The organism is Salipiger sp. ABF4_146 (assembly GCF_056161345.1).
The window spans coordinates 198962-220973 of sequence record NZ_JBSWYX010000003.1 but is presented as its reverse complement, the minus strand read 5'-3'; the positions used below and the strand labels follow the sequence as shown (position 1 = coordinate 220973).

Below are 22012 nucleotides of genomic sequence, written 5' to 3'. Positions count from 1 at the left end.
GGCCCGCTGAATACAGGAGCACGGATGCCCGAGCCTCAGCCCCTCCTTCTGCTCACCCGCCCGCGGGCGGCGTCCGAGCGGTTCGTACAGGCTCTGGCCGAAGATGGCATCACCGGGTTCACGCCAATTCTCAGCCCGCTGATCGAGGTCGAGGTGACCGGGCCGCTGCCTGCGCTGGAGGGTGTCGCCGGTCTGATCTTCACCTCTGCCAACGGCGTGCGTGCCTATGCCGAGCTTGGCGGAGCGCCTGTGCCGCTGTGCTATGCGGTGGGCGCGGCGACGGCGCAGGCGGCGCGCGAGATCGGCATGGCGCCGCATGTGGCCGAGGGCGATGCCACCTCGCTGCTTTCGCTGATCCTTGCCGACGCACCGGGCGGTCCGTTGCTGCACGTTCGCGGCACCCATGCCCGCGGCGATCTGGCAGCACGGCTGAGTGCGGCGGGCCAGCCCTGCGCCGAGACGGTGATCTACGATCAGCCGAGTCGCCCGCTGACCGCAGAGGCGAAGGCGGCATTGCAGGGGCCGCTTCCGGTGGTAGTGCCGCTTTTTTCACCGCGCAGCGCCGCGATTTTCGTGGATGAGGCCCGGGAGGTTAGCGCAACCGCGCCGCTTTTCGCCGCATACATGAGCGCAGAGGTGGCCGCAGCATGCTCGGGCCACTATGTTCACGACTCAGAGATTGTTTTGCGACCCGATAGCCGGCTCATGCGTAAGTCGGTGGGAAAGCTCCTAGAATGCGCGCGACCGCTTGTGGAGCGCGGTGGGTCTGTGAAAAGTTATCAACGTGACGCCGGGTCCGGCAGGGACCCGCGCGCGACAGATTGAAAGGGTGGAACGCGTGGCGGACGAGAAGAAGCCAAAGACCGGCGTCGATGAAGATACGGAACGGGACGAGGGCAAGACACCTGAAACCGAGCCCACCCATGACGAGACCTCGGTAGGCGAGAGCTCGGACGGCGAGTCCCCCGAGGAGAGCGTGACCGCCTCCGAGGGCGAGGACACGCTGGCGGCGGAGGTGAAGAACGCCTCCACCAATGACACCGAAGATGCCGATGCGGATGACACCTTGCCGGGGGCCGACACGGACCGGGCCGAGGGGGATGACACGTTGAACGAGGCCGATACGGTTGGGGAAGGCGATCCGCTCTCCGGTGACGACACGCTGTCGACCTCGGATGGCGACGACACGCTTGCCAGCGATGCCGCGCCCGAGCCGGCGAATTCGATGGAATCGATCCACTCGGTGGGCGAAGCGGTCGAGCTTAACGCCGAGCATGGCGCGGATAAGGACACGCCCGCGCAGGCGGATGACACGCTGGGCGCGGCCGGTGCCGACACCGTTGTGGTCGAAGAAGACCGCACGGCCCCGACGCGCGAAAGCGCTGCCTCGGTGCCGCCGCAGGTCATCCAAGAGAAAGTGGTCGAGCGTAAGGGCGGCTTCGTGCCCATGGTCGTCGGTGGGATCATCGCCGCGGCGCTGGGTTGGGGCGCGTCGGCCTATCAGTCCGGCACGTTCCCCTTCGGCGATGCCGCGGGGGATTTCGAGGCAGAGACCCGCGCCGCGCTGGCCGATCAATCGCAGCAGATCGATGCGCTCGGCGCGACGCTGGACGACACCGCCGCGCAGGTGGGCGGGATCGATCTGACCGATCTGGAAAACTCTGCCGTGGATCTTGGCCAGCGCATGGACGCTGCCGAGGGCAGTGCCGCCTCGCTGAGCGAGCAGGTGGCGCAACTGCAGACGCAGATCGAGAACATGCAGAACCAGTGGCTGTCGGAATCCGTTTCGCCCGAGGCAATGGAGGCCTACGAACAGGCCCTCGCCGACGTGCGCACGGCGATCGAGACGCAGCGCGCCGAGGTCGAGCAGATGACGCAGGAGGCGATGCAGGCGCGCGAAGCGGCCTCGGATCAGGCGATGACCGCCGAGTCGCGCTCGGCGCTGGCGGATATCGAGACCGCGCTGCGCGACGGTGCGCCCTATGCCGAGGCGCTCGCCACGCTGCAGGAGAACGGCGTCGACGTGCCCGAGGGGCTGAGCGCCCCGGCGGGCGACGGCGTGCCGACGCTTTCGGCGCTCGAGGCGGACTTCCCGCCGGCGGCGCGTGATGCGCTCTCGGCCGCGCGCCGCGCCGAGTCGACCAACGAAGACACCACCAGCCGTGTCACCACGTTCTTCGCCAACCAGCTTGGCGCGCGCTCTGTCGAACCGCGCGAGGGCGATGATCCTGATGCGGTCCTGTCGCGCGCCGAAGCGGCGCTGCGTTCGGGTGACATCGGTGCCGCGCTGAGCGAGATCTCGGCGCTTCCGGAGCCGGCGCAGCAAGAGCTGTCGGCCTGGACCGCCCTTGCCGAAGCGCGCAAGGCTGCACTCGACGGGGCCGACTCCGTCGCACAAACTCTGAACCAGAACTGAGGGTAAGGGCTCGTTTTCATGCTTTGGTCACTTCTGAAAATCGTTCTCTTCGTCGCCGCCGTGGCGGCGCTGACCCTCGGGGCCGGGTACCTGATGGAAAGTCAGGGCGGGGTGCAAATCACTGCCGGCGGAATGGAATTTACCCTTGGGCCGCTCCAATCGGTGATCGCCGCCATCGTGCTGGTGGTCGTGCTGTGGGTGGTCTTCAAACTGGTGTCGCTGCTGATCGCGGTGCTGAAGTTCATCAATGGCGATGACACCGCGCTGTCGCGCTATTTCGACCGCAACCGAGAGCGCAAAGGCTATCAGGCCATGTCCGAGGGCCTGCTGGCGCTGGCCTCGGGCGAGGGCAAGCTTGCCATGGCCAAGGCGCAGAAGGCCGAGCGCTATCTGCACAAGCCCGAGGTCACGCATCTGCTGACCGCACAGGCCGCCGAGCTGACCGGCGACACCCGCAAGGCCGAAGAGGTCTACAAGAAGCTCATCACCAACGAGCAGACGCGCTTTGTCGGCATCCGCGGCATGCTCAAGCAAAAGCTGGCCAAGGGCGACACCGACACGGCGCTGAAGCTGGCCGAACGCGCCTTTGCGCTGAAGCCGAAGCACGAGGAAATCCAGGACGTGCTGCTGCAGCTTCAGGCCTCGAAGCATGACTGGCAGGGCGCCCGCAAGACGCTCTCGGCCAAGCTCAAGCACGGCGCGCTGCCGCGCGACATCTACCGGCGCCGCGATGCGGTGCTGGCGCTGTCGGAAGCCAAGGACATCATGGACGAGGACAAGCCGATCGAGGCCCGCGAGGCGGCGATTGCCGCCTCCAAAGGCTCGCCCGACCTGATCCCCGGTGCCTCGATGGCGGCGCGCTCCTACATCGCGCAGGAAAAACCCAAGCTGGCGACCCGCATTCTCAAGAAGGCGTGGTCGGTGCAGCCGCACCCCGACCTCGCCGCGGCCTTCGCCGAGATCGTCCCCGACGAAACGCCGCAGGCGCGAATGAAGCGCTTCGGCACGCTGACCTCGGTCAAGCCGGACCACCGCGAGACGCGCCTGCTGAAGGCCGAACTGGCGCTTGCCGCCGAGGATTTCCCCGAAGCGCGGCGCGCCGTGGGCAACCTTGCCGAGACCGAGCCGGATGCCCGTGTGCTGACCGTCATGGCAGCCATCGCCAAGGGCGAGGGGGCCGACGAGGCGGTGGTGCGCGGCTGGCTGGCCAAGGCGCTGGTGGCGCCGCGCGGTCCGCAGTGGGTGTGCGACAAGTGTCACCATGTGCACGCCGAATGGGTGCCGGTCTGCGAGAACTGCGAGGGCTTCGATACGCTCAGCTGGCGCAACCCGCCGCATTCCGACGTGGCGCCCGCCGGGGCCGAGATGCTGCCGCTGATCATCGGCGCGCTGGAGGACAAGAAGGCCGAGCCGACCGCCGAACCCGAGGCTGACGCGCCCGAAGTGCTGACGCCGACGCCGGAAACCCCGGCGTCCGAGGCTGCGGACAGCGACGGCGCGGAGACGTCGGAGCGCGCCGACGTGCAGGACGCCGAGACCGTCGAGGACCCGGCGGACACGCCCGAACCCGAGAAGGCAAAATAGGCCTTTTCCTAGGGCGGCCCTGGTGCTAAGAGGCCGCCCACCAGTGCCGCTGTAGCTCAGCTGGTAGAGCACGTCATTCGTAATGATGGGGTCGGGGGTTCGAGTCCCTTCAGCGGCACCACCGCCTCTTCGGAGGCTGGATCAGAAGGCCACCCAGCTGGGTGGCCTTTTGCTTTTTCGCATGATGCTTGGCCGCAGGGAGCCGGCTTGGGACGGTGACACCGTGCGGCGCGCAAGGCCTTTCGGTCGCTTGCCCCTCGTGCGCGGTGCGGGCGGTGCAGGCATGTGGGGGCTCTGCCCCCGTCCGCGGTGCGGACTCCCCCGGGATATTTTCCTCTAGACGAAGCGGCTGTGGCCGGAGAGTGATTATCGGGCGGTCATTCGGGCAATTTTTGACCGACTCCACATGCCGATGCCCGCTCTGCCCTCGACTTGCCCCAGCGTCAGTCGCAAATTGGTGACCGAGCCCAATTGCTGCACAAGGACAAGTCACGTGCCCGCCATCGTCACCGGTATCATTGCGCTGCTGCTGTTCCAGCTTGGCGGCGAAATCCTGTCCCGCATGTTTGCCTTGCCTGTCCCCGGTCCGGTGCTGGCCATGGTGGCGCTGGTCGTTGGCATGGTGCTGTCGGAGCGGTTGCTGGCGCTGGTCCGACCGGTGGCGAGCTTTCTGCTGCAGAACCTCTCGCTGCTCTTTGTGCCCGTGGGCGTCGGCGCGGTGGCGCGGCTGTCGGATCTGGCGTCGCACGCGCTGGCGCTGGGGGTGGCGCTGATCGGTTCGACCCTGCTGGCAATCTGCGTCGGCGCGCTGACTTTCGAGTGGGTGGCGCGGCTCACGGGAAATGTCGACGATGAGGAAGAGGCATGACCGACCCGCTGCTGATCTGGTCCTATCTCGAAAGCGGGCCGCTGCTGTGGCTCACTGCGACGCTGGTGGCCTATTGGATCGCCGACCGCATCTTTCGGCTGAGCCGTGGACGGCCTTGGTTCAACCCGGTGCTGCTGTCGGTGATCCTGCTGGGCACGCTGCTGATGGTCACCGGCACGCCCTATGAGACTTATTTCGAAGGCGCGCAGTTCGTCCACTTCATGCTTGGTCCGGCGACGGTGGCACTGGCGGTGCCGCTGCATGCCAACCTGCGCCGGGTGCGCAAGGCGGCGCTGCCGATGCTGCTGGCGCTGCTGGCGGGCTCGCTGACCGCCGTTGTCTCGGCGCTGGCCCTGGCCAAAGCTCTGGGAGCGGAGGGCGAGCTGCTGGCGTCTCTGGCGCCGAAGTCGGCGACCGCGCCGGTGGCGATCGGCATCTCGGAGAAGCTTGGCGGTGATCCGGCGATGACCGCGGTGCTGGTTCTGTTGACGGGAATGATCGGGGCGATTGCCGTGACGCCGATGCTCAATGCGCTGGGGCTGCGCGATTGGCGCGGGCGCGGCTTTGCCACCGGCGTCGCGGCGCATGGCGTGGGGACGGCGCGAGCGCTGCAGGTGAACCCGACGGCGGGGGCTTTTGCCGGCATCGGCATGGGGATGAACGCGGTGCTGACGGGCATCCTCGCGCCGCTGGTGCTGCATTTGTTTGATTGAAGCAGCGGCGAAATGGGCCGGAAAGACCCGGCCCATATGGTGAATTCAGCCCGCCTTCGCCACTTCGTCCAAGGCGCGGAGCTTGCTCAGAAGCGCGCCAAGCTGGTCGATCGGCACCATGTTGGGCCCGTCCGAGGGCGCGTTGTCCGGGTCTTCGTGGGTTTCGATGAACACTGCGGCGCAGCCGACGGCGACGGCGGCGCGAGCCAGCGTTGGCACATATTGCCGCTGGCCGCCCGACGAGCTGCCCTGTCCGCCCGGAAGCTGCACGGAATGGGTGGCGTCGAAGACCACCGGATAGCCCGTCTCGGCCATGATCGGCAGCGACCGCATGTCCGACACCAGCATGTTGTAGCCAAAGCTGGCACCGCGCTCGCAGAGCAGCAGCCGCTCGTTGCCGGTGCTGGCGATCTTGGCGGCGACATTGGCCATGTCCCACGGCGCGAGGAACTGGCCTTTCTTGACGTTGATCGCCGCACCGGTCTCGCCGGCGGCCAGCAGCAGGTCGGTCTGGCGCGACAGGAAGGCGGGGATTTGCAGGATGTCGACCGCCTCGGCCACCGTGGCGCATTGCTCGGCGGTGTGGATGTCGGTGAGCACCGGCACGCCGAACTCGGCGCCAATTTGCGACAGGATGTCGAGGCCCGCATCCACGCCGATGCCGCGCTTGCCCGACAGCGACGAGCGGTTGGCCTTGTCGAAGCTGCCCTTGAACACCCATGGGGTGCGCGCCGTCTCGGCGGCGGCGGCGATCTTCTCGGCCAGCATGCGCGCGTGCTCGAGGCTTTCGAGCTGGCAGGGGCCAGCGATCAGCGCCAGCGGCGCGTCATTGGCGAAGGTGACGTCCTTGACCGTAACGGGTTTCATGCGATGCCTTCCTTTTGCAGCACGGCCTCGATGCGGGCCACGTCGACTGGGTTGTTGAGCTCCCAGAACACCCGGCCGCGCGCCTCGACGGGCACGCAGGTGACCGGCGTGCCGTTTTCCAGAAAGCGTAGCTGTTCGAGTCCCTCGGCGCGCTCCAGCGGGCCCTCGGCCCAGCCTGCGTAGCGGGTCAGCGCGGCGGGGCGGTAGCCGTAGACGCCCACGTGATGCCAGACCTCGGGCGGGGATTCGAGATTGCCCACATAGGGCAGCACTTCTTTGGAGAAATAGAGCGCGGTGCCGTCGCCGCGCATCACCGCGGTGGTGCCGCCGACGCGACCGGCGTGGCGGTCGGAGACGAAGTTGGCCAGCGTTTCGGGGTCGGTCTTGAGCACCGGGGTGGCCATTTCGACGCTCGGATCCTGCATCGCGTCGATCAGCGCCTCGATGAACCACGGCGGGGTCAGCGGCGCGTCGCCCTGCAGGTTGATGATCATATCGGGGCTTTCGGGCAGTTGCGCCACGCCTTCAGCGCAGCGTTCGGTGCCGTTGCGGGCAGCCTCGGAGGTCATCAGCACATCGGCGCCAAAACCCTTCGCGGCCTCGGCGATGCGGCTGTCGTCGGTCAACACATAGACCGCCGAGACGCCTTTGACGCTGCGCGCCGCGTCCCACGCGCGCTGGATCAGCGATTTCTTCTCGCCGGTGGCGCCGGTCAGTTCGACCAGCGGCTTGCCGGGATAGCGCGTCGAGGCGTAGCGGGCGGGGATGAAGATGACCGCGCTCATGCGACACCTGCCCGCAGCGCGTCATGGATGTGCAGCAGGCCGACAAGGTGGTCTGCCTCGTCGAGGACCAGAAGGACCGTCCGTTTCTTTTCGTTCAGCACGCCAAGAGCCTCCGTAAGTAGCGTGTCGGGGCGGGTGGTCAGCGGGCCGGGCGTGGCCACATCGCCCGCGCGGCGGTCCAGCAGCCCGTCCATGTTGCGCCGCAGGTCGCCGTCGGTGATGATGCCCAGCAGCTTGCCGCCGTCGAGCACTGCCGCGACGCCAAAGCCCTTCTGCGACATGGTCACCAGCGCCTCGCTCATCGGCGTTTCGGGGGCGACCACGGGCAGTTCGTCGCCCTTGTGCATCACCGCCGAGACGCGCAGCAGCGCCGCGCCGAGCGATCCACCGGGGTGGAAATGCGCGTAGCTTTCGCGTCCGAAGCCCCGGTTGCGCATCAGCGCGACGGCCAGCGCGTCGCCAAGCGCCATGCAAAGGGTCGTCGACGTGGTCGGGGCCATGCCGATGGCGCAGGCCTCGGGCGCGTCGGGCAGCAGCAGCAGGTGTTGTGCGGCGCTGGCGAGCGTGCTGTTCACGCGCTTCGTCATGGCGATCATCGGGATCGAGAAACGCGCGCAATAGCCAATCATATCCGCCAGTTCGCGGGTTTCGCCGGAGTTGGAGATCAGGATCACCGCGTCCGCCGAGGTGATCATCCCCAGATCGCCGTGGCTGGCTTCGCCGGGGTGCACAAATTGCGCCGGCGTCCCGGTCGAGGCGAGGGTGGCGGCAATCTTTGCGGCCACATGGCCGGATTTGCCCATCCCCGAGACGATGACACGGCCGCGAATGCTTAGCAGCAACGCGACCACCGCGTCGAAATCGGCGGGAAGTTCGTCCGAGAGCCGGGTCAGCGCGTCGGTCTCGGTGGCCAGCACGGCGCGTGCGATGTCAGAGGGGGTTTCGGGCATGGTATTCCCTATTGTGACGTCCTCGCGTGTTAGCCCGCGAATGCGGACTTGTCCAATGTCTGGGGGGCATGGCGGCTGGCGAGCAGGCGCCTCGGCGCCGGTTGAGCGCTGGCGAAGCTGCGAGTCGCAGCGGCACAGCGCGCGAGGCCGGGGGCGTTGCGCGTCCCGCTGCGCTGCTGCTGTGAGTTATCCGAGTCCCAGCCACGTTCCTCGGGTGTAAGAAAATGACACAATTCGTGTCGGATTTAGATCTCTGCCGCTTGTGGGTGGGCTAGTTAGGCAAGCCCGTACTTGCTATTTTCAAACGCACAAGAACAAGCAAGAGCAGGACTACGGGACATGACAGCGGCCAATCACGGGCACGTTCGTCATCTCTTGGTCGCAGACGCGCATAGATGGCCTGAAGGCCGCGCCGCACTCGTCCCTGCAGGTTGGGGCCGTCTGGGCTTGGTGTGGTCGACTGGGCAGATGGGGACGCAGAGTTTCGAAAGCGCGCGGCGCAACGGGTGCGCCGTTTGGTGGCCGCAGCCATGACGGATCAATCCGCGCAGCGCCGGGCGGCAGTTGGCAGGACGAAAAGCAGCATGTCAGGCGCGAGAGAGGCCGAGAGGGCGGTCTCTGGCTTCGTCGTGACCGACGGTCTCAAGAGCTACACCGTGACGGAGATCGAGGTCGCCGCAAGCCCACGACCCTTGCTGATGTTCGTCGGAGAGGTCCCGCCGCGTGGAAAGGATATGTGGGTCGTGCACAGCACCCGGTCCCCAAACTTTCAGCAGAACCACCGGCACCCGGACGAGAGCGGCGTGATCTGCTTCGCAGCCGGGACGCGGATCCTCACGCCGCGAGGGCTCGTCGCAATCGAAGATCTGCGCGAGGGCGATTGTGTGCAGACGAAGGACGATGGGGCTCAGCCGGTGCACTGGATCGGCAGCCGCAGGATGAGCGGCGCGCGGCTGTATGCGATGCCCGATTTGCGCCCCGTGCGCTTTCGTGCAGGCGCCTTCGGGATCGATCGGCCCGATGATGAGCTTCTCGTCTCGCCTGAGCACCGGATGCTGATCCGTGGGCCCATTGCCCGGGCTCTGTTCAGCACCGATGAGGTGCTGGTGGCGGCCAAGCATCTGGTGAAGGCGATACGATCCTGCGCGACAAGGTGTTGCGGGAGGTGACCTACGTGCACCTGCTGTTGCCTCGGCACGGGATCGTTTTCGCCAATGGTGTCGAGGCCGAGAGTTTCCACCCCGCCAATACCGCGCTCTGGAGCCTCTGCGATGACGACCGTGCGCGCCTTCTGGGATTGCTTCCGGGGGTTGGCGCAAGGCCAGGCATTTACGGCGACCACGCGAGGCGGAACCTCAGCGCGCGAGAGGCGGCTCTGCTGATGCAGGAGGCCGCCTGACGCGGTTCTGAGGACGCGCCGCGCGGGGGCGCCTCAGGAGTAGCCGTGGTCATCGAGGGGATGCAGCCAAGTCCGCCATGTGGGGTCATCATGTCCGTGGAACTCCGCTGGCGGCTCCTTGTGCAGATGAACGTCCATCGGTGCGTCGCCATCGAACAATGCGCCGTGCAGCGCGGCATATTGGCTTTCGATGAAGTGCACTTCGGCCTCGGCGATCGCCGCCCCGGTCGCAGCGTCCGTGTGTGTCGCCGCCTGCGGGGCGTCATGGCTCAGAAACTCGAAGTTCTCAGCCTCTTCGGAGTCCTCGTCGAGCATGCGCGCAAGAAGTGCATGGGCATGCGGCGAGAGCCGGGGCAGAGCGGCATCGGTTTGCAACTCGGCGCCATTTCCGCCAGAACCGTGTCCGCCAGAGCTTTGTCCACTCGCGGCTTGCCCTCCGGCCGGGTCATGGGCCGATTTATCGGCGCTGCCGCCGATGGGGTCGGGCACAGGCGCGCGGGGCACATGTCCGCTTGCGTCGAGCCCCATATCTTCGAGCGGGCCGTCTACCGAAAGCTGCATGATCTCGGGCAGGCGCTCGGTCCAGCCGATGCGCCAGCTTTCGCCATAGCCGCCTTCGGCGTGGGCAAGATCCTCGGCACCGTCGCCGTCCTCTCGAGCTTCGCGATCCGGCAGGTAGCCGAGGCTGATTGCGGCGTTGCGCAGCCCCCTGACGCTGCCATCCGGTTCGCCCCGGAACAGGTTGAATTTCGACTTTCGGCTTGGCGTCAACTCGGCCCGTTCATGGGCGAGCGCATCATACGCCAGATCATACGTCTCTGGCGCTGTGTCCGGCACAATGTTGACCTGCCCGGCGTCGCGGGGATCGGCCATGCCGTAGCCGAAACTGCCAGCGGCGATGCCGGCATCAAGAAGCGCAAGATCGTGCGCGTCGGTGTCGTATGTGTTCAGGGGGTGGACGCCGTTGCCCAGTCCCCCGGCCCGCCAGTCGGACGGGACGATGTCATATGTCGGTTCCATGGTTCACTCTTCTTCCGCCACCCATGCGATGACGCCACAATCGCGCAGCGGGGCGGCAGAAGAGGTGCGGGAAGATGGCCCGAAAGCGGACATTCCTCCCGTTTTTACGTGAACTTGATGGGTCCTTGGGTGTCAGCCGTCCTGCGGTCTGGCGTCCAGTTCGCGCAGGATCTCGGCCAGCCCGATGCGCCAGTCGGGCCGCGCCAGGCCGAAGGCGGTTTCGGTGCTGCTGTTGTCCATGCGCGAATTTCCGGGCCGCTTGGCCGGGGTCGGAAACTCGGACGAGGGGATGTCGGCGACCTCGCAGGTGATCCCGGCTTGGGCAAAGATCTCGCGGGCGAAATCGGCCCAGCTGACATCCGGCGCGCCAGAGATGTGATAGGTGCCGGATTTCTCGGGGTCGGCGATCAACTGCTCGGCAGCGGCAAGGCAAAGCGCGGCGATATCCGCCGCTGGGGTGGGGCCGCCGATCTGGTCGGCGACGATGGTCAGCCGGTCGCGTTCGGCGCCAAGCCGCAGCATGGTCTTCACAAAGTTCTTGCCGTGCGCTGACACCACCCACGAGGTGCGGATGATCGCATGCGCCCCGCCCGCGGCGCGCACCGCCTCTTCGCCCGCCAGTTTGGTGCGCCCGTAGGCGCCAAGCGGAGCCGTCGGGGCGTCGGGCGCGAAGGGCTGATCGCCGGAGCCGTCAAAAACGTAGTCTGTCGAGATATGCACGAAGGGGATGCCGAGATCGGCGCAGGCCTGCGCCATCGCGCCGGGGGCCGCGCCATTGACCAAGGCGGCGGTCTGCTCGTCGCTCTCGGCCTGATCGACGGCGGTATAGGCGGCGGCGTTGATCACCACATCGGGCGCCTCTGCGCGCACCGCCTCGGCGCAATCGGCCGGGTCGGTCAGATCGACCTCATCGCGGGCCAGCGCCACCACCGGCGCGCGGCGTTGCAGTTCGCGGGCCACTTGCCCGGTACGTCCGAAGACCAAAACGCGCATCTGTCTTCCCTGTCTTTCTGCCTCAGAGCATCGCCGGAACGACCTGGTCCGGCGGGCGGTGCCCGTCGGCAAAGGTCTTGACGTTGATGATCACCTTTTCGCCCATCTCGATGCGGCCTTCCAGCGTCGCCGAGCCCATATGCGGCAGCATCACCACGTTGGGCATGTTCACCAGTTCTGGATTGCCCCTGATCTTGTGTTGGTAGACGTCGAGCCCGGCGCCGGCGATCTCGCCCGCCTTCAGCATCCGGGTCAGCGCGGCCTCGTCGATGACCTCGCCGCGCGAGGTGTTGACCAGCACCGCCGAGGGTTTCATCAGCCGCAGCCGCCGCGCATTCAGCAGGTGGAAGGTCGAGGGCGTGTGGGGGCAGTTGACCGAGACCACGTCCATCCGCGCCACCATTTGATCGAGGCTCTCCCAATAGGTTGCCTCCAGCGCCTCCTCGGTTTCCGGTCGCAGGCGGCGGCGGTTGTGGTAGTGGATCTGCATGCCAAAGGCCGAGGCGCGCCGCGCCACCGCCTGACCGATCCGGCCCATCCCGAGGATCCCTAGCCGCTTGCCGCCGAGCCGCGTGCCGAGAAAGGCGGTCGGCGCCCAGCCAGCCCAGTTGCCTTCTTGCATTGTGGCAAGGCCCTCCTGCATGCGGCGCATCACCGCCAGCATCAGACCCATCACCATATCGGCGGTGTCATCGGTCATCACGCCGGGGGTGTTCGACACCATGATGCCGCGCGTGCGGGCGGTTTCGACGTCGATGTGATCGACCCCGGCGCCGTAATTGGCGATCAGCTTGAGCCGCGGTCCGGCCTGCGCGATCAGCCCGGCGTCGATCTGATCGGTCAGCGTGGGCACCAGCACATCGGCTTCGGCCATGGCGGCGGTCAATTCTGCGCGAGTCATCGGGGTGTCCTCGGTTCGCAGTTTGACGTGAAAAAGCTCGCTCAGGCGGGTTTCGACCGCCTCTGGCAAACGTCGCGTGACGACAACAGTCAGGCGTTTCTGCGGCATGGCGGGTGGGGCCTCCCTTTCCTTACGCTCTGCGCTTTGGCACAGTGTCCCATGCATGCACGGGGCACAAGAACCCCGGCGGAAATTCTCGGGCAGGACAGACACGATGGTCAGGACTTCTGTGTTGGCGGGGCTGCTTGCCGCCCTGCTTTGCGGCACCGCCGCGCAGGCGGCCGAGGAACGCGGACCGGTCACCAACCTTCCGTTGCCGCGCTACGTTTCGCTGAAGACGAGCGAGGGCAACGCGCGCCGCGGCCCGTCGCTCACCCACCGCATCGACTGGGTCTACAAGCGGCGCGACATGCCGCTGGAGATCATCGCCGAATATGGCCACTGGCGCCGGGTGCGCGACAAGGACGGCGCGGGCGGCTGGATCCACTATGCGCTGCTGTCGGGCGTGCGCACGGTGCTGGTCGAGCAAGACATGCTGGAGCTGCACGCGCAGCCCGATTTCTCGGCGGCGGTGGAGGCGAAGCTGGCGCTTGGCGTCATCGCACATCTCGAGGCCTGCAACCCCGATTGGTGCCAGCTGTCTGCGGGCGGTTACGAAGGCTGGGCGCCCAAGAGTGCCATATGGGGCGTCGCGCCGGACGAGATCCGGGAGTAACGGGCGCCAAGTCGCCCGGAATCAAGGCGAAGCCGCCGGGCAAGCGCCTGCCCGTCGCACCGGAGGTGCGCAACTTTAGAACTGCACGCCCGTGGCGTGCGGGGCGGGCTGGCGCTTTTTCACCGTCGGTAAACGGCCAGATTTCGCGCGGACTTGGCCGGCATAAAGCGCAGACCTCAGAAGCCTTAGCGCCACCCCACGGGCAGGCGCTCGCCCGGCTCGCGCCCCCCAGAAAAGCGATGTCGCAAACAAAAAATCGCGCCGCAGGGGGCGGCGCGATCTTCGTGTCTTCAGAGATGCAGCGCGGCTCAGCCAACGTCCTTGTAGCTGATTTCCTTCTGGTCACCGCCGGTCTTGCCACGGCGCACATGCAGGCGGTTGAGCGCGTTCACATAGGCCTTGGCCGATGCGTAGACCGTGTCGGTGTCTGCCGACTGGCCGGTGGCGATCTTGCCTTCCTCTTCGAGACGTACCGACACGGTGGCCTGCGCGTCGGTGCCCTCGGTCACCGCGTGCACCTGATAAAGCTGCAGCCGGGCCGAGTTCGGATAGAGCGCGCGCACCGCCTTGAAGGTGGCGTCGACCGGGCCGTCGCCTTCCATCACGGTGGACTTCTCTTCGCCGCCGACTTCCATCTCGAGCGTCGCTTCCGCAGGGCCGCCGGTGCCGCAGACAACCTTCAGCGAGACGATCTCGAGGTGATCGGCGCCATCGGTCATCGCTGCCGTGACCAGCGCGAGGATGTCCTCGTCGAAGACCTCCTTCTTGCGGTCGGCGAGGTCTTTGAACCGCACGAAGATGTCCTTGAGCTGGTTGTCGCCCACATCGACGCCGAGGTCCTTGAGCTTGGCGCGCAGCGCGGCGCGGCCCGAGTGCTTGCCGAGCGGCAGCGAGGTGCCCGCAAGGCCCACGTCCTCGGGGCGCATGATCTCAAAGGTCTCTTTGTTCTTGAGCATGCCATCTTGGTGGATGCCGGACTCATGCGCAAAGGCGTTCTTGCCGACGATCGCCTTGTTGTACTGCACCGGGAAGCCCGAGACCGTCGCGACGCGGCGCGAGATATGCATGATCTTGCGGGTGTCGATGCCGGTCTGGAACGGCATGATGTCGCCGCGCACCTTGAGCGCCATGACGACTTCTTCGAGCGCGGTGTTACCCGCGCGCTCGCCAAGGCCGTTGATCGTGCATTCGATCTGCCGCGCACCGGCTTCAACGGCGGCAAGGCTGTTCGCCGTCGCCATGCCAAGGTCGTTGTGGCAGTGGGTGGCAAAGATGATCTCGTCGGCGCCCGGCACCTTCTCGATGAGCATGCGGATCAACTCGGCCGATTCCACCGGCGCGGTGTAGCCCACGGTGTCGGGGATGTTGATCGTGGTGGCGCCCGCCTTGATCGCGATCTCGACCACGCGGCACAGATAGTCATGCTCGGTGCGGGTGGCGTCCATCGGCGACCATTGCACGTTGTCGCAGAGGTTGCGCGCGTGGCTCACCGTCTGGTGGATGCGCTCGGCCATCTCGTCCTGCGTGAGATTGGGAATGGCGCGGTGCAGCGGCGAGGTGCCGATGAAAGTGTGGATGCGCGGGCGGTTCGCCTTCTTCACCGCTTCCCAGCAGCGGTCGATGTCGGGAAGCTGGGCGCGGGCGAGGCCGCAGATCACCGAGTTGTTCGAGCGTTCGGCGATCTCCGAGACGGCGCGGAAGTCGCCCTCGGAGGCGATCGGGAAGCCCGCCTCGATGATGTCGACACCCATCTCGTCGAGCAGCTCGGCAATTTCGAGCTTTTCGTCGTGGGTCATGGTCGCGCCGGGCGACTGCTCGCCGTCACGGAGGGTCGTGTCGAAGATGTACACGCGGTCTTTGGCTTGGTCAGTCATTTTTCGGATCTCTTGAGTCGTCGTCCTGGAAAGGGTTCGCCGGCGCGAAACGGTCCTCCTCTGAGCGGTCGCGCCGAGATGCGCGCTCAGAGGCGGATTAGGACTAGACGCAGGCCAAGCGCAAGAACCGCGCCAAGGGCACGTGCTGCTGCGGGGATATGGCCGAGGGTCATCATGGCCGCGACTATACGCAGCGAAATCGAAATGAAAACCGCAAAATTCCCGCTGTGTGGTGGAAAGTTACGCTGCGGCGCAGCGCAGGGGCGCTGGCCGCTTGAGTGGCGGGGCAGGCTGCCCATATGGTTGAGCAAAGGTATTTTGTTCGGGGGAGTTTGATGTTCCGGCGTTTGTTGAAGGCGGCCATTCTTGCCGCTGGCTGGCCACTCGCGGCGTTTGCGCAAGAGCGCGAAGTCTATGTGTTCGGCAATTCCCTCGTGCATTTTCTGGGCCAAGAGGCGCACAGCAACACACCCTACTGGCTGAGCCGTCTGGCCGAGGCGGGCGGCGGTGATCTGGCGCTGGACGGGCAATGGGGCTTTTTGCGCGATTTCTCGGGCGGGCTGCCCCCCGAACCGAACTGGAGCATCCCCGGCGTTGCCAACAACTGGGACCCGGGCCGCGGCAGTTTCGGTGACGCGGGCTATGACGCGGTGCTGATCACCCCCGCCAATTTCCTGCAATATCAGCCTGCCGACGCCGCCTATCCGGGCAACAACCCCGGAAACACCAGCCCGCTTGATGCGATTCTCACCGTGGCCGACTGGATCGAAAGCCACGCGCCGGGCACGCCGCTTTGGGTGTATGAGGGCTGGCCCGACATGGCCTCGGTGGCGGGCGATTACCCGCCCTCGGCGCGCGGGCTGCGCAAGTATCACGACTTCACCCGCGGTGCCTATGGCGTGTGGTACGACGATCTGCTCGATAAGCTGCGCTCCGCGCGGCCCGAGCAAGACATGCATCTGATCCCCGTGGCCCGGGTGATCGCCGGGCTGCTCTCTGAAGGCGGGCTGCTGCAGGACCTGCCGGTCGAGGCGCTCTATGTCGACGATGCGCCGCATGGCACGCCCTCGCTTTATTTCCTCGCGGCGATGGTCAGCTACAGCGCGCTCTACGGCGCGCCGCCGCCCGACAGCTACGTGCCGCCGCCGCAGATCGCGCCCGAGATCACCGCCGCCTATCCGCAGATCGCCGCGCAGGTCTGGCAGGCGGTCGATGATCTGGCCCCGCGCGAGGACGCCTCATCCGGGGCACCCGACACCGCGATAGAGACCGCCGCGACCGACCCGATCGACAGCGGCGAGGCAGACGTCGCTGCCGCCGAGGCGCCGCTGCCGCTGCGTGCCGAGCTTGCGCTCCCCGATCCCGGGGCCCGCCCCGAGGGCGCGCCGGCGCTGGCCATGGGGCTCAATGGTCTGTCGGACTGGTCTACCCAGATGCCCTTCGTCGATCTGATGAAATCCGCCCGCGAGTGGATCGGCCATCTGCCCGGCCAGTGGGGCGGGGTAGAGATCGCCGCTTTGCGGGCGCAGGGCGTGTTGGATCAAAACGGCTGGCCGCTGCGCATCCCTGAAGGGGTCGAGAGGCTCGAAGCGCTGCTGCTGACTGACCAGCCGGAAGAGGCAGTGTCGCTGCGTGGCACCTATGTGGTGTTGTGGCAGGGCAGGGGGGATCTGCAGATCACCGGCCGCGCCAGCCGGGTGCGCATGGAGGAAGGGCGGGCGTTCTTCGACTATGCGCCCGGAGACGGGTCGGTCGGCATCTCGATCTCGGCCACCGACCCGGATGATCCGATCCGCGACATCCATGTGGTGCGGCAGGATCAGATGCAGCTCTTCGAGGCGGGCGCGCTGTTCAACCCGCAGTGGTTGGCGCGCATCCACGACTTGCGCAGCCTGCGCTTCATGGACTGGATGATGACCAACGGCGCGCCGGTGATGAGTTGGGACGACCGCCCGCGCACCAGCGACTATACGTGGACCGCATGGGGCGTGCCGCCGGAGGTGATAATTGCGCTGGCCAACGAGGTCGGCGCCGATCCGTGGTTCACGCTTCCGCATATGGCCGAGGACGACTACGTGCGGCGTTTCGCGGAACTGGTGAAGGCGCGGCTCGATCCGCGGCTGAAGGCTTATGTGGAATATTCCAACGAGGTCTGGAACCACATCTTCCCGCAGGCCCGCTGGGCGGCGGCGCAGGCCGAGGCGCGCTGGGGCCGCTCGGAAACCGGCTGGATCCAGTTCTACGGGCTGCGCGCGGCGCAGGTGATGGACATCTGGTCGGATGTTTATGGCGGCGAGGCCGAAGACCGGCTCGTGCGCGTGATTTCCACCCACACCGGCTGGCCGGGGCTGGAAGAGCAGATCCTCACCGCGCCGCTGGCTTATCTCGCGCTTGGCCATCAGCCCGCCGAGAGCTTCGATGCCTACGCCGTGGCTGGTTACTTCGGCTACGAACTGGGCGGCGAGGAGATGGCGGGACAGGTCGATGACTGGCTGTCGCGCGCCGAGATGCAGGCGCAGGAGGATGGCGAGGCGCAGGGGCTGCGCCGGGTGGCCTTGCGCGAATACGTCAAGCGGCACCGGTTCGACGCCGCGATCCTGCCGGTGGCGATGGCGCTGCAGGAGGGCTCGCTGGCGGAACTGACCGGAGAGATTTTCCCGTATCATGCCGAGGTTGCCGAAAAGGCTGGCCTGCGGCTGGTGATGTATGAGGGCGCCACCCATGCGGCGGCGCAGGCCGAGCGGGTGCAGGACGCGCGGCTGACCGATTTCTTCGAGGCCTTCAGCTACACGCCCGAGATGGCCAAGCTCTACGAGCAATTGCTGAGCGGCTGGGTGAACGCCGGCGGCACGCTGTTCAACGCATTCGTCGACGTGGCGCCCGCCTCGCAATGGGGCAGTTGGGGCGCGCTGCGCCATCTCGACGACGACAATCCGCGCTGGGATATGCTGATGAGCTACAACGCCTCGGGGCCGACCGGCTGGGAAAGCCGCGCCACGGGCAGCTTTGACGATGCGCTGATGCTGCGCGCTAACGCCGCTGGCGCGCGGCTCGAAGGTTCGGAACGGCCCGACATCCTGCTTGGCGGTGCGGGCGACGATGTGCTGGTGTCCGGCGGTGGTGACGACAAGCTGCACGGCGGCGGCGGGCAGGACCGGGCGCTGCTGCCGGGCCTGCCCGACGACTACGCCTTCAGCCGCGACGCACTCGGGCGCCTGAAGGCCGCTGCGCCGCAGGGGCGGGTCACGCTCTATGCGATCGAGACAGTGTCGTTCGAGGACGCTCCGAACATCGAACTGCCAACCTCGGGGCTCTGAGGCACGCGCGCTTCGAAAGCTATTGCGCGCCCTGCGCGTGACGGATCTCGCGCACCAGCGTTTCCGCCCCGAGGCTGGCGCGGAAGTTTGCCTCGACATGCGCCCGGCCCGTCACGCTGAAGCGCGCGGCGGTCTCGGGGGTCTGCGCCAGTTCGCGGATCGCCCGTGCCAGCGCTGTCGGGTCCTTCGGCGGCACCAGCTTGCCGGTGTGGCCCGCTTCGATCAGCTCGCTCACGCCGCCCGCGTCGGTGCCGATCACCGGCACGCCGCAGGACATCGCCTCCATATAGGCCACGCCGAGCGGTTCGTGCCACGAGGCCAGAACAAACACATGCGCCGCCAGCAGCTTTTCCTTCACCGCCTCGGCATCGATCGCGCCCAGCAGTTTTACATGGTCCTGCAGCCGCAGCTTGCGCAGATGCGCCTCCAGGTCCTGACGATAGCCGCTGCCCCCGGCGTCATCTTCGCCAGCGATCTCCAGCCGCACGTCGACGCCCTGATCCAGAAGCTGACGAATTGCCGACATCAGATCCTGATGGCCCTTCACCACGTTCAGCCGCCCGCAGGAGAACAGGCGGATCGGACGGCCCTTCTGCGGCGGCTCATAGGGGGTGTCGCGGCGCAGGATGTCGGTATCGACCCCCATCGGACGAACATCGATGCGCGGCGGCAGATGACCCTGCAACTGCGCCTGAACCTCGTCCAGCAGCTTGCGGGTGATCACCGTGGCAAAGGCCGCGCCCCGCCATTTCATCCGCTGCCCATGGCCGTAGTCCGACAGCGGGCCGTGCAGGGTCAGCGAATAGGGCGGCGCGCCGAGCCGCCGTGCCAGCGCCGCGATCAGCGCGGCGCGGCCGCAGCTGTGCACATGCACATGATCGAGCGCATGGTCCTCGCAATAGGCACGCAGCGTCTCGGCGGCAGAGAGGGTGATTGCCACGTCAGGGGCAAATCGCGGGCCCTCGCGCAGCAGGTCGCTGGGCAGGCCCTTGCCCAGAAGTTTACCGAGGGCGGTGGCGGCGGCCAGCGGACGGACCTCACCCAGATAGGTGGTGCGCGCGATGGCATCCTGCGACCAGCTGTGCGCGATCAGCCCGGTCGGCGGCAGCCGCGACGACAGAAGATGCACCTCGTGGCCCATTGCCTCGAGCGCCTGCACTTCGCGCCAGTAGAAAATATGCGTCTGCCCCGGGAATTGAGGCACAAGATACCCGATCCGAAGTTTTTGCGGCACTCGCCCCCCACTCTCCCGGAGGTTCCGCGAATCCCCGGGGCAACACGTTACACTTGCTTCTGACCATTCTTTGGCCACAGTTGACTGGCAATGCCACCCTGCCTTGGTGCAGGAACTGTGGATGTGTGGCGTCGTTGGTACGGATCATGAGTGTTGACGAGTTTTCTTCTGCCGGATCGCCGGCTCTGTCGGTCATCTTGCCCGCGAGCAACGAGAGCGCGCTGATCGGGCGCTGCCTGCAGGCGCTGCTGGCCTCGGAGTGGACCGCCGAACCTTGTCCCGAGATCGTGGTGATCGCCAACGGCTGCCATGACGACACCGCCGCGCAGGCCCGCGCCATGACCGCCGAGGCCGAGGCCCGCGGCTGGCATCTGCGGGTGATCGAGGTGCAGCAGGGCGGCAAGCTGGGCGCGCTCAACGCCGGCGATGCGGCGGCGCAGGGGGCGCTGCGGGTTTATCTCGACGCCGATGTCACCGTCAGCCCGCCGCTCTTGGAGCAGCTTCACCACGCGCTGTCTGGGCCAGGGGCGCGCTATGCCAGCGGCACGCTGCGGATCACCGGCACGGGCTGGGCGGCGCGGGCCTATGCGCGCATCTGGCGGCAAGTGCCCTTCATGGCGCGCGGGGTGCCGGGCTGCGGTGTCTTTGCGGTCAACGCCGAGGGCCGCACGCGCTGGCAGAGCTTTCCCGACATTATCTCGGACGACACATTCGTGCGGCTGAGCTTCGCCCCCGAAGAGCGCATCGCCGTGCCCGCCACCTACGAGTGGCCGATCGCCGAGGGGCTTTCGGCCTTGGTGCGCGTTCGCCGCCGTCAGGATGCCGGCGTGGCGCAGGTCGGCAGGCTGTTTCCCCGGCTGATGGGCAATGACGATAAGCTGGCCTTCGGCCCGGGTGGCAAGGCGCGCATGGCGCTGCGCGACCCGCTGGGCTTTGCGGTCTACGCGGGGGTCGCGCTGATGGTGCGGCTGAGCCCGCAGCGTTCGCCGGACTGGAGCCGTGGCCGATGAGCACCGCGATCTGGCACAGATTCTCTGGCAGTTCGCTCTCGGCCCGCGCGCTGCGCTCGTCGATGCTGACCGTCGGCAGCTTTGGCTTCTCGCAGGCGCTGCGTCTCGGCGGCAATCTGATCCTGACCCGGCTGCTGTTCCCCGAGGCCTTCGGCCTGATGGCACTGCTTTCGGTGGTGCTCATGGGGCTGGTGCAATTCTCCGACGTCGGCGTCACCCCGGCGATCCTGCAGAGCAAGCGCGGCGACGATCGGGATTTCCTCGACACCGCGTGGACGCTGCAGGTGCTGCGCGGCATCGGCCTGTGGCTGACCGCCTGCGCCCTGGCATGGCCCATGGCGCAGATCTACGACGAGCCGCTGCTGCTGCAGTTCCTGCCGGTGGCCGGGCTGGCGCTGCTGATCTCGGGGTTTCGGCCCACGCGGATGGACACCGCCAACCGTCACCTGATGCTGGGGCGGGTCACGCTGCTGGAACTGGCCACGCAGGTTGTGGGTGTTGGCAGCGCGGTGCTGCTGGCGTGGGCCACAGGCTCGGTTTGGGCGCTGGTGCTGTCGGGCCTGCTCAGCACGCTGTTCGAACTTATCGCCAACTCGCTGCTGCTGGCGGGCGGGCGCAATCGCTTCCGCTGGGAACCCGAAGCCCGCGCCGAACTTGTGAATTTCGGCAAGTGGATCTTCCTGTCGACGGTCTGCGGTTTCTTCTTCAGTCAGGGCGACAAGCTGTTGATTGGCAAATACCTCAGCCTCGACCGCTTCGGCGTCTACAACATCGGCTATTTCCTCGCCTCCTTCCCGATGCTGCTGGGCGGTATGGTGACTCGCAAAATCCTGATCCCGATCTACCGCGAGACTCCGCCGCGCGAGAGCCGCGAGAATTTCCTGCGGCTGCGCAAGATGCGCTTCGCTGTCACCGGGCCTTTGCTGGTGCTGGTGGCGAGCTTTGCGGTCTGCGGGCACTGGCTGGTCGAACTGATGTATGACGAACGCTACCTCGCCGCTGGCGCGGTGACGGTGGTCATCGCCTGCATGCAGATGCCGCAGATCGTGGTGCAGACCTACGATCAGGCGGCGTTGGCCGCCGGTGACAGCCGCAGCTTCTTCGTGCTGGCGCTGGCGCGGGCGGTGCTGATGATCGGCAGCATCCTCGTCGGTCTGGAAACCTACGGGCTGCTTGGCGCGCTGCTCGGCTATGGCGCGGCCTTCCTGCTGGCCTATCCGGTTGTGGTCTGGCTGGCGCGGCGCATGGGCGTGTGGGATCCGCTGCACGATCTGTGCTTTGCGCTTCTAGCCGTGGCGCTGGCCGGCGTGGCGGCAGCGCTGAACTGGTCGGCGATCACCGCGCTGGTGGTTGCGGGCCCCTGAGA

Annotated in this window: 17 protein-coding genes, 1 tRNA gene and 1 pseudogene; 11 read left to right on the top strand and 8 right to left on the bottom strand. The window is 66.9% G+C overall.

The window, feature by feature from the left end; translation table 11 throughout:
- The first annotated feature begins 24 nt into the window (after window positions 1-24).
- The 6 genes from ACXAJT_RS06355 (at window position 25) to ACXAJT_RS06330 (ending at window position 5581) form a co-directional block, all read left to right on the top strand.
- Window positions 25-825: a uroporphyrinogen-III synthase gene (locus ACXAJT_RS06355; protein WP_475233929.1), complete on the top strand. Its 801-nt coding sequence runs from the start codon at window positions 25-27 to the stop codon at window positions 823-825.
- Window positions 826-838: 13 nt separating this feature from the next.
- A complete protein-coding gene (locus ACXAJT_RS06350; protein WP_475233928.1) occupies window positions 839-2416 on the top strand; it encodes a hypothetical protein in 1578 nt (525 codons plus the stop codon).
- An 18-nt stretch (window positions 2417-2434) separates the two neighbouring features.
- Window positions 2435-4000: a heme biosynthesis HemY N-terminal domain-containing protein gene (locus ACXAJT_RS06345; RefSeq protein WP_475233926.1), complete on the top strand. Its 1566-nt coding sequence runs from the start codon at window positions 2435-2437 to the stop codon at window positions 3998-4000.
- A 45-nt stretch (window positions 4001-4045) separates the two neighbouring features.
- Window positions 4046-4121, top strand: a tRNA-Thr gene (locus tag ACXAJT_RS06340).
- A gap of 372 nt (window positions 4122-4493) precedes the next feature.
- Entirely contained in the window at window positions 4494-4868 is a 375-nt protein-coding gene (locus ACXAJT_RS06335; RefSeq protein ID WP_475233924.1) for a CidA/LrgA family protein, read from the top strand.
- On the top strand, window positions 4865-5581 hold the full coding sequence (locus ACXAJT_RS06330) for an LrgB family protein (RefSeq protein ID WP_475233921.1): 717 nt from the start codon (window positions 4865-4867) through the stop codon (window positions 5579-5581). The genes ACXAJT_RS06335 and ACXAJT_RS06330 overlap by 4 nt, the downstream gene beginning before the upstream one ends.
- Before the next feature lie 45 nt (window positions 5582-5626).
- On the opposite strand, the gene kdsA is transcribed toward ACXAJT_RS06330, so the two are convergent.
- From kdsA to ACXAJT_RS06315, 3 genes are read right to left on the bottom strand one after another with little or no spacing between them, the layout of a single operon-like run.
- A complete protein-coding gene (gene kdsA, locus ACXAJT_RS06325; RefSeq protein ID WP_475233919.1) occupies window positions 5627-6448 on the bottom strand; it encodes a 3-deoxy-8-phosphooctulonate synthase in 822 nt (273 codons plus the stop codon).
- Window positions 6445-7233 carry a 3-deoxy-manno-octulosonate cytidylyltransferase gene (locus ACXAJT_RS06320; RefSeq protein WP_475233917.1) on the bottom strand — a complete coding sequence of 263 codons (789 nt, stop codon included), beginning with the start codon at window positions 7231-7233 and terminating at the stop codon, window positions 6445-6447. The genes kdsA and ACXAJT_RS06320 overlap by 4 nt, the downstream gene beginning before the upstream one ends.
- Window positions 7230-8183 (bottom strand): KpsF/GutQ family sugar-phosphate isomerase, encoded by a 954-nt coding sequence (locus ACXAJT_RS06315; RefSeq protein WP_475233915.1) that lies wholly within the window; start codon window positions 8181-8183, stop codon window positions 7230-7232. Before ACXAJT_RS06315 ends, ACXAJT_RS06320 begins: the two co-directional genes overlap by 4 nt.
- A gap of 530 nt (window positions 8184-8713) precedes the next feature.
- Between ACXAJT_RS06315 and ACXAJT_RS06310 the strand changes: the two are divergent.
- Window positions 8714-9582, top strand: a pseudogene (locus ACXAJT_RS06310) (Hint domain-containing protein).
- Between the two features lie 33 nt (window positions 9583-9615).
- Here the strand turns inward: ACXAJT_RS06310 and ACXAJT_RS06305 are convergent.
- From ACXAJT_RS06305 to ACXAJT_RS06295, 3 genes are all read right to left on the bottom strand, one after another.
- A complete protein-coding gene (locus ACXAJT_RS06305; RefSeq protein WP_475233913.1) occupies window positions 9616-10602 on the bottom strand; it encodes a hypothetical protein in 987 nt (328 codons plus the stop codon).
- Window positions 10603-10734: 132 nt separating this feature from the next.
- Window positions 10735-11595 (bottom strand): dTDP-4-dehydrorhamnose reductase, encoded by an 861-nt coding sequence (gene rfbD / locus ACXAJT_RS06300; RefSeq protein WP_475233911.1) that lies wholly within the window; start codon window positions 11593-11595, stop codon window positions 10735-10737.
- Window positions 11596-11617: 22 nt separating this feature from the next.
- Window positions 11618-12604 carry a 2-hydroxyacid dehydrogenase gene (locus tag ACXAJT_RS06295; RefSeq protein ID WP_475233909.1) on the bottom strand — a complete coding sequence of 329 codons (987 nt, stop codon included), beginning with the start codon at window positions 12602-12604 and terminating at the stop codon, window positions 11618-11620.
- A 106-nt stretch (window positions 12605-12710) separates the two neighbouring features.
- Here ACXAJT_RS06295 and ACXAJT_RS06290 point away from each other — a divergent pair, with 106 nt between their 5' ends.
- Window positions 12711-13211: an SH3 domain-containing protein gene (locus ACXAJT_RS06290; protein WP_475233908.1), complete on the top strand. Its 501-nt coding sequence runs from the start codon at window positions 12711-12713 to the stop codon at window positions 13209-13211.
- A 308-nt stretch (window positions 13212-13519) separates the two neighbouring features.
- On the opposite strand, the gene ACXAJT_RS06285 is transcribed toward ACXAJT_RS06290, so the two are convergent.
- Window positions 13520-15085 (bottom strand): 2-isopropylmalate synthase, encoded by a 1566-nt coding sequence (locus ACXAJT_RS06285; protein ID WP_475233905.1) that lies wholly within the window; start codon window positions 15083-15085, stop codon window positions 13520-13522.
- A 335-nt stretch (window positions 15086-15420) separates the two neighbouring features.
- Between ACXAJT_RS06285 and ACXAJT_RS06280 the strand changes: the two genes are divergently transcribed.
- The gene (locus ACXAJT_RS06280) at window positions 15421-18402 is read left to right on the top strand and encodes a calcium-binding protein (RefSeq protein WP_475233903.1); all 2982 of its coding nucleotides are present in this window, start codon (window positions 15421-15423) and stop codon (window positions 18400-18402) included.
- 19 nt (window positions 18403-18421) lie between these two features.
- Here the strand turns inward: ACXAJT_RS06280 and epsE are convergent, their stop codons facing one another.
- A complete protein-coding gene (gene epsE, locus ACXAJT_RS06275; RefSeq protein WP_475233901.1) occupies window positions 18422-19636 on the bottom strand; it encodes an exopolysaccharide biosynthesis GT4 family glycosyltransferase EpsE in 1215 nt (404 codons plus the stop codon).
- Window positions 19637-19782: 146 nt separating this feature from the next.
- Between epsE and ACXAJT_RS06270 the strand changes: the two genes are divergently transcribed.
- Together ACXAJT_RS06270 and ACXAJT_RS06265 are read left to right on the top strand one after the other, a co-directional pair.
- Window positions 19783-20646 carry a glycosyltransferase gene (locus ACXAJT_RS06270; RefSeq protein ID WP_475233900.1) on the top strand — a complete coding sequence of 288 codons (864 nt, stop codon included), beginning with the start codon at window positions 19783-19785 and terminating at the stop codon, window positions 20644-20646.
- On the top strand, window positions 20643-22010 hold the full coding sequence (locus tag ACXAJT_RS06265; protein ID WP_475233898.1) for an oligosaccharide flippase family protein: 1368 nt from the start codon (window positions 20643-20645) through the stop codon (window positions 22008-22010). Before ACXAJT_RS06270 ends, ACXAJT_RS06265 begins: the two co-directional genes overlap by 4 nt.
- Window positions 22011-22012 lie beyond the last annotated feature (2 nt).